Genomic DNA, 15,199 nt, shown 5'->3' on the forward strand with positions numbered 1-15,199 from the left:
TTTTAATCTCCATCAGCATCAAGAATTTTTGCAGTTACAGCTAAATCTTCCACTAAAGATAAATAGTAAGCATTATGAAGTTCTTTTGTTGCTTCATATAAAGCTTTTGCATTTGTGAAGTCATCATTTTTATAGTTTTTTAATACTTTTAATGACTTATTTAAAGCTTCTTGTGCTTCAAGTATTGCTTTTTTTGCACCAGCATTTTTAGCCATTGTTGCGAAGTTTTCATAAGATTTATCTCCTATGATTTCATCATGTGCTACTAGTATTGCTTTTATCGCATTTAATGAGTTTTTACTTAAGTAATACTCTGATCTCTCATTTTTAGGATCATTTTTATATTTTGCAGCAAAACCTGATGGTTCACCTATTCTCCACTCTCTTAGTTTATAAGAACTTGAAATAAGTGTATTTATTACAAGTGAATTTTCCCATTTTTCGCTTTTTGCATTACCATTTAAATACTCTTTATATACATCTTTTATATCATTTAAATTTGAAATAATAGTATCTAGGATATTTACAGCTAAAAGCTTTTCTCTTTTTGTGATAGTATCATCATTAAAAAGTACATATTCTAAAGCATTTATAGTTCTAAATGAGTTTTTAAAAAGTGCAACTTTAGGTTCATCATCTGATGCAATTGCTCTTTTCATTTGAACACTTAAATCTTCTTTTAAATTATGATATACATCTATATATCTTGGTGTATCTATATAGTTTTCATCAATATCACCTGCAAAATATAAAGACTCAACTTTTTTCCAGTTTGTTACTAAAGTTTTAAAGTTTTCTTTATTCATATCTTTTTTTAAACTTTTTGCAGCTTCAATAGATTTATTTACATTTGGTACTGAAACATTTTCTAAAATCGAGTGTAAACTTGTTTGTGCAAATACACTAGAAACTAAAAGTGCTGTTCCTACTAATAGTTTTTTCATTATAACCTCTCTAAAAATTTAATTAACTTTTCTCTATCTTGTTTTGAAGCATTCATATATTTCTTTTTAGAAGTATTAGCTTCTCCACCATGCCAAAGTATTGCTTCTTGGAAGTTTCTTGCTCTTCCATCATGTAAAAGTCTTGGTGTTTTTTTATTTATCTTTTCATGAAGAGCTAATCCCCATAAAGGTGCTGTTCTAAACTCTCTTTTGCTAGCTTTAAACTCAACTCTACCATCACTTAATTCTTCACCCATATCATGTAAAAGCATATCTGTAAAAGGCGAAATAGCGAATCCATCTCTTGTTTTTAAACTTGGCTTATGACATTTAGCACAATCTAAGGCTTTGAAAAGTTTTAAGCCGTGATTATACTCTTCATCAACTTTAGGTTTATACACTTTTATATTTTTTATATAAAAATCAAGTGCACCTAATCTCATATCAGTGATATCTTCTTTATCTCTTGGTTTGGGAGCTTCATTACAAAGTTTTTGAGAAGAAGTACAGTTTTCATTTGGATGTAAAAAAGTTGTTAAACCCATATCATTATTTGCTGCACCTGCTATTTGCTCAATAAGTGTAGCAGCACTTGCTTTCCAAGTATATCTTCCAAGCTCTTGTTTTTTTGTAAGTGGAGAATAAACTATATTTGCACGACCAGAAATACCATCACCATTTTTATCAAACTCATCTTCATTTGATAAGATTTCTTCATCTGATACTTTTTCTAGTAAACCCAAACCATTTAAAGATGGTGCCATTCTATAAGTTACAGCTGTATTTTTTGCTAATTTCCCATAATTTTTATCAATAAGTTTATATTTAGGTTTTAAAAGAGTATCTACTTCCCCATCAGGAAACTTTACTTTTACTTCTTCAAACTTTATATCAACTCTAGCTTCAAAAGGCACTCCGTGGATTCCATTAACTGATATTTGAGAACCATAAGTTGGCTCAGGAACAAATCCTTGTTTTTCTAAAAACTCTTTATGCTCTTTTGAATTATTTGAAGGTATCGATAATCTAGCAACTAGTGATCTTGATGGCTTCATACTTTTATTGTATAAACTACCCCTACCATTTCTTGGATGACAGGAAACACAAGTATTTGCATTAAAAAGTGGTCCTAAACCATCCCTTGCAGTTGTAGCACTTGGTGCTTCAACCCATGGTATAACAAAAAAGCTTCTTCCTAAAATAAATTGATCATATTCCTCATCACTTAAACCTTGAATAGGTTTTTGAAGTAAAGACTTATTTTTTTCTGTTGAGAAATATTTGCCCTCGTTATTAACGGCAAAAAGCCCTGTAGCAAAGATTGCTACAAGGCTTTTTGTTAAAATAGCTTTTTGTAAAAGTGAAAAATTAAATTTTTGTCTCTTCTGCATCTGTAACATCATCTGTTGTTAAGCTAATTCCATTTGCTTTTGCTACATTTACCATTTCATCACCTAGTTTTCTCATCTCATTTTTAAGTTTTACAATAACTTTTGCTTGAGGGTTACCTGGTTGAATTTGGTAATCAAAATGTTGTTTAGTTTTTGCCATTTCATCTACTAAGTTAATCTTAGCTTCAATTGATGCCATTTTATTTAAAATTCTTTGTTTAGTATCAGCGTCAACTGCATCTAATAAAGAAGGCCCAAATTTTTTACCATTGTATGTAGAAGTTAAAGCGTTTCTAAATCCTAAGTAATTCATAGCAATATCTCTATGTGTATTATCTGAGAAACAAGAATGTTCATCTTCTTCTGATGGAGTTAATACTGCAACTGCAATTCTTTCATTTGCTAATTCAGATTTGATAAATACACCCATACCAGCAATAATTTGTTTTAAAGCTTCTTCTTTTGAGATATTTTTAGAAGCATTATCACCTGAAAGTTTACCTTGTAAAGCTGCTTGATATAATCCAGCTGTACCATTTACTTCTTTTTCCCAAGCAGATTTAACCATTTTTAAATCAGCTACAATTTTATCTGCAGCTGCTTGTAAATAAGCAATTCTTCTATCAGCATTTTTATCAACTGTAAAATCTGTTAAACTTCTTTGACCAGCAGTTAAAGGACCCTTAGTAACTGAATCTTTGATAAAGTTAGAGTAATCTTGATCTTGTCCCCATAATAAGAACTCAATTGCATGGTATCCAGTAGAAACGTTTGCTTCTCCTCCATTTTCATTTAATGCAGTTAAAGCATCAACAGTAATTTTCTTAACATTTACAGCTTGTGCGTCTTCTCCACCTGGATTAAATACACCAGCAGTATCAATGATATTTCCTGAAGTTCTTTTACCATTTGCATCAATAGTATAATCAATCATATTTTCATCTAAAGGCCAAGCGTTTAATTGTCCTTCTAATGCACCATAAGTGTCAGCAACCCAACCTTCTTCTGCATCAATTGGACCATTTGAAAGTCTAAAAATTTCAGTTTGTCCATAAGATTCTCTTGAAAGTAACCAAGCCTTCTTAGCTTGCTCAAAAGTATACTTGTTTGGTTTTGCTGCAAAAGCATCAATTCTAAACTTTAATTTTATTGCATCATCTAATGCATCACTATAGTTAGCTAATGCAATATTAGAATAAGCACCTAAAATTGTGTTTGCCTTTGTCATTTCTGTAGGTGTAGCACTTTGTGATGATGATGTTGCACAACCTGTTAAAGCTAATGCTGCCGCAACAGATAATGAAGCTGCAAATAATTTCGTTCTTTTAAACATTATGTTCCTTTTTTTAATTTTAATATCAATTATCATTAATGTAATTAAAACAAAAACTAGCTTTTATTAAACTTAAAATGATAATAATTATCAGAACAATGTAGATTTAATTAAGAATTTATTCAAGTTAATAAATCTATACTTAAATAAATTATAAAAGGATTTCTTATGTATAAACTATTTTTGATATTAAATATTTTTTGTTTAAGTGCCTTTGCTATAAATCCAACTGCACTTCAGTTTAGTGGTTTTGAAGTAACTCACAAATACTCAAACAATACTAGTGAAAAATATACTATTGAAAGAAAAGTTGATGAAAGCTGTGTAAATATTGGTGTTAGTCCATATTTTTTTAATGAATCATATATAAAAGAAGATATTGATGAAAATTGTAAAAAAGTATTTATAACAACAACTGGTGTTATACAAAATAATCAAATTCATAAAGATATAAAAAATGTAGGAGAAAATGAACTAATGCACTTTATTTACTCTAAATCAAGTAAAAATCCTGAAAAATATATCTTAGTTGATGCAAGAAATAAAGCTTGGTTTGATTTTGCTACTATTCCTAGTGCTGTAAATATTTACTATGATGACTTAAAATATGATTTTGATTTTGAAGAGGATTTTTATAGAGCTTACAAACTTTTAGGAGTGAAAGTAATAGATGATGATAAATTTGACTTTACAAATGCAAAAACTGCTGTGTTTTTTTGTAATGGAGCTTGGTGTCCTTTATCATCAAAAAGTATTTTACATCTTATGAGTATTGGCTATCCCAAAGAAAAACTTCTTTGGTATAGAGGAGGAGTCCATGCTTGGAGTATGGTATCACTTCCTTTAACAAAAAAATTAAAACAAAAAGAGTAAATTTTCTTACTCTTTTTTTATCTAAAATAACTTTTTAAAATTATTTAGAAGATCTTTTGCACCCTCATCTCCTAACTTTTCTTTTAACTTATCTCCTACTTTATCATTTATTTTCTCTTCAATTTTGTTTTTAAGTAAGTCTTTTGTGTTTAGTCTTACTTTTGGACTTTTCATATTTCCTTTTACATTGAAGTCTAAATCTAATTTTCTAATTTTTGCATTTATGTCTGCATTAACATAAGATTTATTTAAATCAAGCAATGATTTTGTTACATCAATTTGAGTATTTTTACTTTTCATATTGATAACTGTTTTTAAAACCATATCATTTATATCACTATTTATTACAACACTTTCATAAATTTCTCTTGTTAAATCAAATTTGGCAAATTGATTTATCAAACTTGAAAAATCATTTGGTAAGAAATGTCCTTTTATAAGATTTCCTTTTAACTTTCCTTTTTTTGATAAAAGATTATAGTTTAATGCTAAATCAGAAGACGAATCAAAAACTTCTGGATAATATAATAAATGAGTTAACTCTTTGATTTCTATACTCTTTACATTTGCATTAAAGACATTGTTATCTAATTTAAAGTCTAAATCTCCTCCTAAAAGTTTTGATGTACCTGTAACTAATAAGTTTTCTTTTTTAGATTCAAGTTTTCCTGATAAATCAACTTTTCCTCTCATTTTTGTTTGTGTTACATCATAAAGATTTGATAAATTTGGTATGTTTAATACATAATCACTATTTAATGAAGCTTCTTTGATATTAAATATTGCATTTTTAATATCTAAGTTTGCTAAAGATGAAGTTACTAAACCATTTGTAATTGCTTTTGTTTTTTCTAAATTTGTTTTTGTATCAGCTTTAAAATTTACTGTTTGTTTTAGTTTTTGATTAAACTGCTTATTTATTACTTTGTTTACAAGTTTTGCTTTTGTAATTTTTGTAGTTACTAAGCCATCAAGATTATTTATATCAGCATTTTTTATTTCTGCATTTAAGTTTAAAATTCCTGTTGCATATTTTGGTTGATTTAAAAAATAAAGTAATTTATCAATTTTGGCATCTTTTATATCAGCATTTATAAAATCTACCTTAGAATTTTTTATAGAAGCAAGATAAGTAGTAAAACTATCTAAAATATCTGATTGTCCATCAATTTTTATATTTTCATTTTCTACTAAAACTGTACCTGTTGTATTAAACTTTCCGTTTAACTTTATACCGATGATATCTTCCAATTTATTTAAATTTGTAATATCAACTTTGTATTTTGAGTTTACAGTTTGTTTATCTAATAAAATAATAGTCTCTTTTGAAGAAATAGTAGCTAAAGAACTAATAAGTGTTGCTTTTGCCGTTACTTTGTTTGGTGTTAAAATTGCATTTGTTCTTGACTTTAGTGAAATTGTATCTTTTAATTTTAGACCAAAACTTTTATTTACAATTGAGTTATTGATTTTTGCATTTGTTATACTAGATACAATATTTCCATCCAAACTTTCAGGTTTTGCATTTTTTATATTTGCAGTGATATTTAATAATCCATTTGTATATTTGGGTTGGTTTACTAAATATAAAAGTTCTTCAATCTTTGCGTCTTTTACTAAAACATTAATATTTGAAGGTTCAAAGTCTTTTAATTCTAATTTATATGAAGTATTACTACTTGCTATTGTAGATACTCCATCAACTAAAGCAAACTTTTGATCACCTTTAAATGTACCTTTTATTTGTAGCGGACCATTTAGTTTTTGATTTATTAAAGCTTGTAAAGTAGATAAATCTTTGATATCAATATCATATTTTAAATCTACTTTCTTCCCAAAGATGTCTAAATCTCCATTTATATTGATATAAGAACTATCTGCAATTGTTATATCTAAATCAATACTATTGAAACTCAAACTAAAATCTCTAACTTTTAATTTTGCTTCTTTATTTTGAGAGTTTACTGTATCTTCAATGTATGAAGCAATGATACTATTTCCAGGTTTAGTAAATAAAATACCATAAACAGAACCTATCATCACTAAAAGAATTAAGGTTAATGCTATAAAAAACTTTTTCATAATATATCCTTTTTAATTGTCTAAAAATAACTATATAAACTAATATACAAATATTTAACTTTGAAAAAGTTTTTTAAATAACTTAATTTTAACTTTACTTTCAATTTTAAAGCTTTTTGTTTAATAATTATTTAATATACCAAAAGATATAATATCGCCAATCAAAGTGATAAGTAGGGATACGCAAGCCGAACGGACTTTGTAAAACAAAAAAATATTAAGGAATCTAGAATGAAAAAAATCGTTCTTTTAATGCTAGCTATCGCTGGTGCTGCATTCGCTGCTGATGGTGCAGTTGCAAACGAAACTTTAAAAGCTTACTCTGTAGTTGCTGCAGGTATTGGTCTTGGATTAGCTGCACTTGGTGGTGCTATTGGTATGGGTAACACTGCTGCTGCAACAATCGCTGGTACTGCTAGAAACCCAGGTTTAGGTGGAAAATTAATGACTACTATGTTCATTGCATTAGCGATGATCGAAGCACAAGTTATTTATGCATTAGTAATTGCGATGATCGCATTATATGCTAACCCATTCTTAGGGTAATCAGTCTACTACAGAACTGATATCTAAGAAAGGTCAAGAGTTTTTGCTCTTGGCCTTTTTTTATGCCTAATATAAACATCTACTCTTTTTAATTATTATATTTATTTATCTCTAATTATTTTTAAAATTTTATGTTATATTGTTTGTTTTATACCTCTAAAATGACACTTTTAAAGACTATAATAAATAAAGGTTAAAGGACAAATCATGAAAGCAACTAGCATAAAAACAAAAATATTAGTCGTTGTGTCATTTAGTATTGTAATATCTTTTTTTATTTTAGGATTTTACAATACTATAAATAACTATAAAACACACTACTCAAGTATAAAAAGTGAAGAACTAGCTTTATCAAAAAATAGTTCTAGGTTTATTAATACCTATATAGAATCAAAAATTAATATAATTGAAGCTTTATCTAAAGAGTTAGAAAAAATAGACGCTGAATCTGAAAGAAAAAAGCTTGCAGAAAAATTATATCTTTCTAAAAATGCAGGTAAATTTGTAGATGTATATTTAGGCTTTGAAAATACAGGAGAATTAGTATTATCAAATGCTAAGGTTTTAAATATTGAAAAAGACAATTTTGACTCAAGAACAAGACCTTGGTATAAAGATGCTATAAAAAGTAAAAAGTCTGGTGTTTCTAAACCTTATATTGACATAACTACAAAAAAATTAGTAATTTCCATTTATACTCCTCTTGTACAAAATGGTAAAACTATAGGTGTAGTAGGTTCTGATATTTTTATAGATACAATCGTAAAAAGTATCCTTGATGTATCAATAGAAGGTGAAGGCTTTGCTTATTTATTAGATAAAACCGGAACGATATTAATCCATAAAAATAAAAAACTCTTAAATAAAAAAAGTTCTATTAACTCTTTATTAAAACCATCTAAAAATGCAAAATTTTTAGAAATTAAAGATGAGAATAATACAGAAAAATTAATAGCCTATAATTCAATAAAACGAACAGACTGGACTTTTGTAATTGAACTTGATAAAAATACAATTTTTGAAGAAATTGAAAGTGGAATGATAAAAGAAATTATTCTATATTTAGTATTACTTGTATTAATTCTAGCAATATTATATTTTGTATTAATCAAAATCCTTTCTCCTTTAAAACAACTAGAAAATGGATTGAAATTTTTCTTTAGATATTTAAAAGCAGAAGAATCAAATATCTCAAAATTAAATATACAAACAAATGATGAGTTTGGAAATATGGCTAAATTAATCGACTCAGAAATGCAAGAAGTTGCTAAAAACTTAGACAAAGATAGAGAACTAATAGAAAATGTAAAAAAAGTAGTTTCTTTAGTACAAGATGGAAAGTTAAATAAAAAAGTAGAAGTAACAACGAATAATAAATCATTAAATGAACTAAAAGATATATTAAATGAAATGATTGAAACTATTAAAAACAATGTTAATAGTGATATAAACTTAATTTTAGAACAACTAAAAGAGTATTCAAAATTAAACTTTACAAATGATGTACAAAATGCAAATGGTAATGTAGCAAAAGGATTAAATAACCTATGTAGGATTATTAATGAAATGCTTCAAGAAAATAAGCACAATGGATTACAATTAAAAGAGAGTTCAAATAAACTCTTAACAAATGTAGATATCTTAAATAAATCATCAAATGAAACAGCTGTTTCCCTAGAAGAAACAGCAGCAGCTCTTGAAGAAATAACTAGTACAGTAGCAAATAATACTGAAAGAATTACTCAGATGTCTTCACATTCAGAAGAATTGACACAATCAATTAAAAAAGGTCAAGATTTAGCTAACTCAACAGTAGTTTCGATGGATCAAATAAATGAACAAACACAAGCTATAGCAGATGCAATTACAGTAATTGATCAAATTGCTTTTCAAACAAATATATTATCATTAAATGCAGCAGTAGAAGCAGCAACAGCAGGTGAAGCTGGAAAAGGCTTTGCAGTAGTTGCACAAGAAGTAAGAAACTTGGCAAGTAGAAGTGCAGAAGCTGCAAAAGAAATCAAAGATATTGTAGAAAAAGCAACTGAGAAAACAAATAATGGTAAAACAATAGCTGATGAAATGATAAATGGTTATCAAAAATTAAATGAAAATATCTATAAAACAACAGAAGCTATTGTAGATATTTCAGAGTCATCAAAAGAGCAAAAAACTAGTATAGAACAAATCAATGATGTAATTAATAAACTTGATCAACAAACACAAAATAATGCCTCAGTGGCTACACAAACACACAATATCGCTAAAAATACATCGGATTTAGCTCAAACTATACTTGAAGCTGTTCATCAAAAACAATTTAGAGAAAAATAAAACTAGGAAAAAATCCTAGTTTTAAATTATTTTTTGCTAACATTACCTTTTAAATAAAAGAAGAAATAATAGAGAACTACCTAAATGGCTCACTTGAAGTAAAAAATACAAATGATGGAGCAACTTTTACAATATCAATACCAAGTAATACTTGTACAATTTAAGTGTAATTTATGGTAGAAATATGTATTATTTCGTCCTAAATGCGGTTGTGGTGGAATGGTAGACACGTACGCTTGAGGGGCGTATGGCGCAAGCCGTGGGGGTTCAAGTCCCCCCAACCGCACCATTTTTATAACTTTATTTATTAAATGCTTTTTTAAGTTCTAACTTATAGCCTATTCCTGAATAGTTTTTTATCATATTTTTATGTGTTTTTTTTCTTAGATCTCTAATTAGAGACTTTAAAGCTGCTTGTGTACATTCGTTATCCCAAATATGATATTCTATTTCTTCATAGCTTACAACTCTTCCTTGATTTTGAATAAATAAGTCTAAAAGTAAACTCTCTTTTTTATTTAATACATAAGATTTATTATCTTTTATAATACTTTGAGTTTGAAAGTTAAAGAAGATATTATCTGCTAGTTTGAAGTTACTATAAAGTCTTCTTTCTATTATTTCCATACATTTATTTAGTGCTTTTAATATTGTATTTTTATCATAGGGTTTTAATATATATTTTGTAATATACAATTCGATAAGTTCTACAAAATATTTATTTTCAGTACTTTTACTTAGTATTATAAATGCTGTTTTTATATCATCTTCTCTAACTTCTTTCATAAAATCTATTATTGAGTAATCATCAAAATTACTGTCTATTATGATTAGACAAGGTGACTCTTTTTTATATTCTTGTTTTGCCTCTATTATTGTATTTGCACAAAATACTTTTTTTACTGTATCACAAAGAAGAGAATATAAATTCTCTTCTTTTTTTTGTTTATGCATTATATACAGAACGGATAAATCGTTTAGTTCCATTAAAAACCTTAAATTTCTTCTAATATCTCATTTGTACTTTTTACCTTTGCATAACCAAATTCAAGTGCAGCCATAAAAGAAGCATGAACTAATGTAGCTTCTACTTTTATGCCATTAAACTCAACTGCTTTTGAAGCACAAGCATCGTGAATAACACTACAATTATAGCCATAGTCACTTGCAGCTCTTGTTATTGCATCTATACATATATGAGACATTGCTCCTAGGATTATTACATTTTCGATATTAGATGTATCTAATATCTGTTTTAAATCTGTACTTTTAAATGAATTTATATTATGTTTTAGAACTTGTTCTTCATTCTTTTGTGGATTTAAAACTGAATGAATTTGAGCACCTTGCGTGTTCTCTTGAAAAAACAAAGCATTTTTTCCAACTGATTCATGTCTTATATGAATTATTTTCATATTCTTTTCTCTAAATTTATTTAATATTTTTAAAGCATTAGCTAAAGCCTCTTCTGTTTTAAATAATGGATATTTAGCATTTTCAAAACTACTAAAATAATCATTTTGTAAGTCAACTATTATTAAAGCTGTGTTGTTCATATTTTCTCCTTTTTAATAAATAAAATTATAGTTATTTTTTGTAGGAAAAAAGAAGGATTGTGATTTTAGAAGTTATAAATTAAAAGCTATTTTATATATTAAATATCTTATAATGAGAACATAAATAAATTAGTATAGGCTTTGTGTGAAAAATATTACCTTTAAATTTAAAAACCTTGGAGACATGTATAAAAATCTAGATTTATCTCAAATTGATGCAAACAAATCTTTGGTTCAAATTTTTAGTGGGCTTTGCAAAAGAAAAGAAATAGTTCAGATTCAAAATATTTTGAAAGAAAGATATCCTTCTTTAAACTACATAGGCTCAACAACTTCAGGAGAAATTTATGAAGGTGTTACTACTGAAAATGAAATTATTATTTCAATTTTAAATTTTGAACATACTACAACACAATACTTTTATGCTAAAGAAGAAAGTGATTTTCAAACAGGAGTATGTTTAGCAAATACACTTTTTAAAGAAAACACTAAAGCCATGATTTTGTTTATTGATGGTTTAGATTCAAATGGAAATGATATCATAGATGGAATTAGCTCTGTAAACTCTAATATTCCAATAGCTGGCGGACTTGCAGGAGACAATGGTGATTTTAAAGAAACATTTGTTTTTGACAAAAATAATATCTATAAAAAAGGTGTTGTTGCAGTAGCTTTAAATAGTGACAAATTAAATGTATTTACTGACTATCAATTAAACTGGCAACCAATTGGCCATACAATGACTGTAACAAAAGCAAAAAAGAATCATTTATATGAACTAAACCATACACCAGCAAGTGAAGTTTACAAAAAATACTTAGGAGAAAAAATAGGGAATAATCTTCCTTTTTCTGCTACAGAATTTCCTCTTTTAAAATTACATGATGAAAGTGATTTCCAAGTTTGTAGAACTTTTATAAATAAATTTGATGATGGTTCATTAATAACTATAGGAAATTTAGAAGAAGGAGATAAAGTTCGATTTGCCTTTGGAAATGTAGATTTAATTTTAAATAATACTAAAAAAAATATTTTAGAATATGAAAACTTTGAACCTGAAGTTATTTATACTTATAGTTGTACTGCAAGAAAAGCTTTTCTTCAATCTCAAATAGATATAGAACTAAATCCTTTAAATACAATAGCTCCAACTTATGGTTTTTTTACTTATGGGGAAGTTTTTCATAAAAATAATAAAAACTCTTTGCTAAATGTAAGTTTAACAATTTTAGCATTTTCAGAAAAAACAAATAAAATAAACACTAAAAGTAAAAAGAAAATTATTGATGAAAAGCTTGAAAAAAATATAATTTCGAACAAACACTATTTAGTTTTAGATGCATTAACAAATTTATCAAATAAAGTAATCGAAGAGTTAGAAGAGGTACATAAAAAATTAAAAGAAGAAGCAAACAAAGACTATCTAACAAACCTTTATAACAAAAGATATTTTGATGAAGTTTCCCATAACTTAATAGAAATAGCAAAAAGACAAAACTCTCCTATTAGTGTTATTATGATAGATATTGATTTTTTCAAAAATATAAATGACACTTATGGACATATCGTAGGTGATGAAGTTATCAAGAATATTGCTTCTTTATTAATAAAAAACACAAGAAAAAGTGATATAGTTTCTAGGTTTGGAGGAGAAGAGTTTGCTATACTACTTCCAAATACAAATAAAAAAGATGCAAAAGAAATTGCAGAAAAACTAAGAAATATTATAGAAGAACATATCATCATACTAGAAAATACAAAAGAAATAAAACTAACTATTAGTCTTGGTGTTTGTCAAATGAATTTAAAATGTGATGAAAACATCTCAAAAGTTATTGATAATGCTGATATTGCTCTATATCAAGCAAAAAAACAAGGACGAAACAAAGTTATAATAAATTAGTATTTATTTGATTACTGTTTAAAATTACACAATTATTCTTTTTTTATTCTTATAATTAACATAAATAATTAAATAAGTTTAAGTTCTATTTCAATCTAATATGTTAAAAACTTGTTTATATATTTAAAAACTGTTTTAGTTATAATAAATTTTAACATTTTACAAAAAATAATAATTTAAAAAAGTATCTATGGAGACCAATATGCAAAAACATATATTTTTATTCTTTTTACTTCCTTTGCTTTTGTTTGCACAAACTAGCACACAAGAACCAGTAAAACTCATTAAACCCCCCGCAGAAGAAAATAAAAAGTCAGAAGTAATAATAAATAACAACTCATTAAAAACAATTGAAAAAGAAATTGCTGAAAATGAAGAAAAAAAAGATAAAAAAACACAAAAAGAGAAAAAGCCATTATCAGAAGAACAAAAACAAATAAAACTTCAAAATGAACTTCTTGATTCTATCATTAGAAATATAAATAATGAGTCATTCCTAGAAACATTAGATAATGACAAAAAATATAAAAAAGAATTAAATTTACTATCTAATAAGATTGCTATTAATAAAAAAGCAAATAATGATGTTGCCGTTATTAGAGATGAATTGAAAATGATATATATAAGAGAAAAAAAGCTTTATGAAGAGACTTTAAAAAATATTATTAAAGGGAAAAGAGAGTTTAGAGAGAAACAATATTTTGTAAAACTTTTACAAGACAGTATTGCTAAAATGAAAAAAACATCTCTTGAAAAATATGAGGCTATTTACGAAGAACATAAAGATTATTCAAATTATATTTCAGAACAATTAACTCAAAACTACATAAATGCCTATAATCAAAGACATACACAAGAGTTTGTACTTCAATATTTACTTGAAAATATTTCAACTTTTAGAAAAACAAACTTTTTTGTAGATGAATTTAATCTACAATATTTTGTTAAAAAAATTGATTCTATACAAGGAATATCATTTATCTCAAACTTGACTTCATATCATTTCAAATTTTCAATTGGTGAACTTATAGTTGTATTATTTATATTTGCCCTAATAAGACTTCTAAATCTAAAAATCATTTCATTAATCGCAAGTTTTATAGCAAAAATATTTGTACAAAGAAAGAATATTGATGATGAAGATACAGAAGAGATTAGAGATTATTTAAAAAAATCAATCAATACTCCATTAATTTATGCCTTATATATTTTATCTGTTCAGATATCTATTTATATTTTAGTTAAAGATCCAATAATTATACAAAAAATAATTCCTTGGATAAATACTATTTATATGGCACTATTAACTTGGGGACTATATGCAATATTAAATAATAGTATTAACTATTATGCTCAAAACTTATTAGAAAAGTATCCTAATGTAAGAAAAGAAATGATTGTTTTTATTCTAAGAATTATAAAAGTTATTTTAATTCTTTTAGTAATTTTATTTTTATTTTCTCAACTTGGTATTGATATAAAAGCAATAGCAGCTTCACTTGGTGTCGGGGGTATTGCTATTGCATTAGCATCTAAAGATACACTTACAAACTTCTTTGGTTCACTTAGTATCATGACTGATAACTCTTTTTCTCAAGGGGATTGGATAAAATCAGGAGATGTTGAAGGAACTGTAATTGATATTAGAATGAGAACAACAAGAATAAGAACATTTGACAATGCCATGATTACTATTCCAAACTCACAACTTGCGAATACACATATTTTAAACTGGTCAAAAAGAAGAATTGGTAGAAGAATTAATATGAGTATAGGAATAACTTATGAATCAAAAATGGAAGATATAATAAACTTAAAAGATGATATTTTTGAAATGTTAAGTAATCATCCAGGTATTGCTACAAGTAAAAATGCACTTGTAAGTTCAAGAAAGTTTGAAGTAATCAAAAGAGAAGATTTACAAGGAGTAAAAAGAACACTTTTAGTTTATATTGATGAGTTTGGACCTTCTTCTGTAAATATATTAGTTTATTGTTTCTCAAAAAGTCCAGATTGGGAAGAATGGCTTACTGTAAAAGAAGATGTTATTGTAAAAATATCTGAACTAACAAAGAAAAATAATTGTGAATTTGCTTATCCTACACAATCACTTTGGTTAAAAAAATAACCAAAGTGAAAATCTAAAATAAACTCAAATATATAATAAAATAATTATATATTAACTTAAATATAAGCCTTATTTGTATATAATTATTTGTTATATTAGGAGTTATATT

General features: G+C 26.5%; 11 protein-coding genes and 1 tRNA gene. 6 read left to right on the forward strand and 6 right to left on the reverse strand.

Translation table 11 applies throughout. The annotated features are described in order from the left end of the window. Positions 1–2: 2 nt before the first annotated feature. Genes ACH5BH_RS03500 through ACH5BH_RS03510 form a run of 3 tightly spaced genes read right to left on the reverse strand, consistent with a single transcriptional unit; the run spans position 3 to position 3,668 of the window. The gene (locus tag ACH5BH_RS03500; RefSeq protein WP_423297471.1) at positions 3–944 is read right to left on the reverse strand and encodes an imelysin family protein; all 942 of its coding nucleotides are present in this window, start codon (positions 942–944) and stop codon (positions 3–5) included. After that, positions 944–2,335 carry a di-heme oxidoreductase family protein gene (locus ACH5BH_RS03505; RefSeq protein WP_423297472.1) on the reverse strand — a complete coding sequence of 464 codons (1,392 nt, stop codon included), beginning with the start codon at positions 2,333–2,335 and terminating at the stop codon, positions 944–946. Before ACH5BH_RS03505 ends, ACH5BH_RS03500 begins: the two co-directional genes overlap by 1 nt. Next, complete coding sequence (locus ACH5BH_RS03510; RefSeq protein ID WP_404306433.1) at positions 2,313–3,668, reverse strand: imelysin family protein; 1,356 nt, start codon at positions 3,666–3,668, stop codon at positions 2,313–2,315. The genes ACH5BH_RS03505 and ACH5BH_RS03510 overlap by 23 nt, the downstream gene beginning before the upstream one ends. Before the next feature lie 168 nt (positions 3,669–3,836). Between ACH5BH_RS03510 and ACH5BH_RS03515 the strand changes: the two genes are divergently transcribed. Next, positions 3,837–4,541: a rhodanese-like domain-containing protein gene (locus ACH5BH_RS03515; protein WP_404306435.1), complete on the forward strand. Its 705-nt coding sequence runs from the start codon at positions 3,837–3,839 to the stop codon at positions 4,539–4,541. Positions 4,542–4,562: 21 nt separating this feature from the next. On the opposite strand, the gene ACH5BH_RS03520 is transcribed toward ACH5BH_RS03515, so the two are convergent. Beyond that, positions 4,563–6,623 carry a hypothetical protein gene (locus tag ACH5BH_RS03520; protein WP_423297473.1) on the reverse strand — a complete coding sequence of 687 codons (2,061 nt, stop codon included), beginning with the start codon at positions 6,621–6,623 and terminating at the stop codon, positions 4,563–4,565. A 231-nt stretch (positions 6,624–6,854) separates the two neighbouring features. Between ACH5BH_RS03520 and ACH5BH_RS03525 the strand changes: the two genes are divergently transcribed. From ACH5BH_RS03525 to ACH5BH_RS03535, 3 genes are all read left to right on the forward strand, one after another. Continuing rightward, positions 6,855–7,169 (forward strand): F0F1 ATP synthase subunit C, encoded by a 315-nt coding sequence (locus ACH5BH_RS03525; RefSeq protein ID WP_079579822.1) that lies wholly within the window; start codon positions 6,855–6,857, stop codon positions 7,167–7,169. A 207-nt stretch (positions 7,170–7,376) separates the two neighbouring features. Beyond that, positions 7,377–9,503: a methyl-accepting chemotaxis protein gene (locus tag ACH5BH_RS03530; RefSeq protein WP_423297474.1), complete on the forward strand. Its 2,127-nt coding sequence runs from the start codon at positions 7,377–7,379 to the stop codon at positions 9,501–9,503. Positions 9,504–9,708: 205 nt separating this feature from the next. Continuing rightward, positions 9,709–9,792 (forward strand) — tRNA-Leu (locus ACH5BH_RS03535). Positions 9,793–9,803: 11 nt separating this feature from the next. Here the strand turns inward: ACH5BH_RS03535 and ACH5BH_RS03540 are convergent. Both ACH5BH_RS03540 and ACH5BH_RS03545 read right to left on the reverse strand, forming a co-directional pair. After that, the gene (locus ACH5BH_RS03540) at positions 9,804–10,490 is read right to left on the reverse strand and encodes a response regulator transcription factor (RefSeq protein ID WP_423297475.1); all 687 of its coding nucleotides are present in this window, start codon (positions 10,488–10,490) and stop codon (positions 9,804–9,806) included. Positions 10,491–10,498: 8 nt separating this feature from the next. Continuing rightward, complete coding sequence (locus ACH5BH_RS03545; protein WP_423297476.1) at positions 10,499–11,059, reverse strand: cysteine hydrolase family protein; 561 nt, start codon at positions 11,057–11,059, stop codon at positions 10,499–10,501. Between the two features lie 145 nt (positions 11,060–11,204). Here ACH5BH_RS03545 and ACH5BH_RS03550 point away from each other — a divergent pair, with 145 nt between their 5' ends. Next, positions 11,205–12,962 (forward strand): sensor domain-containing diguanylate cyclase, encoded by a 1,758-nt coding sequence (locus tag ACH5BH_RS03550; protein WP_423297477.1) that lies wholly within the window; start codon positions 11,205–11,207, stop codon positions 12,960–12,962. A 202-nt stretch (positions 12,963–13,164) separates the two neighbouring features. Continuing rightward, entirely contained in the window at positions 13,165–15,090 is a 1,926-nt protein-coding gene (locus tag ACH5BH_RS03555) for a mechanosensitive ion channel family protein (RefSeq protein WP_423297478.1), read from the forward strand. Positions 15,091–15,199: the final 109 nt, after the last annotated feature.

The sequence above is a fragment of the Arcobacter rhizosphaerae genome (assembly GCF_049472155.1).
Lineage (GTDB): Bacteria > Campylobacterota > Campylobacteria > Campylobacterales > Arcobacteraceae > Arcobacter_B.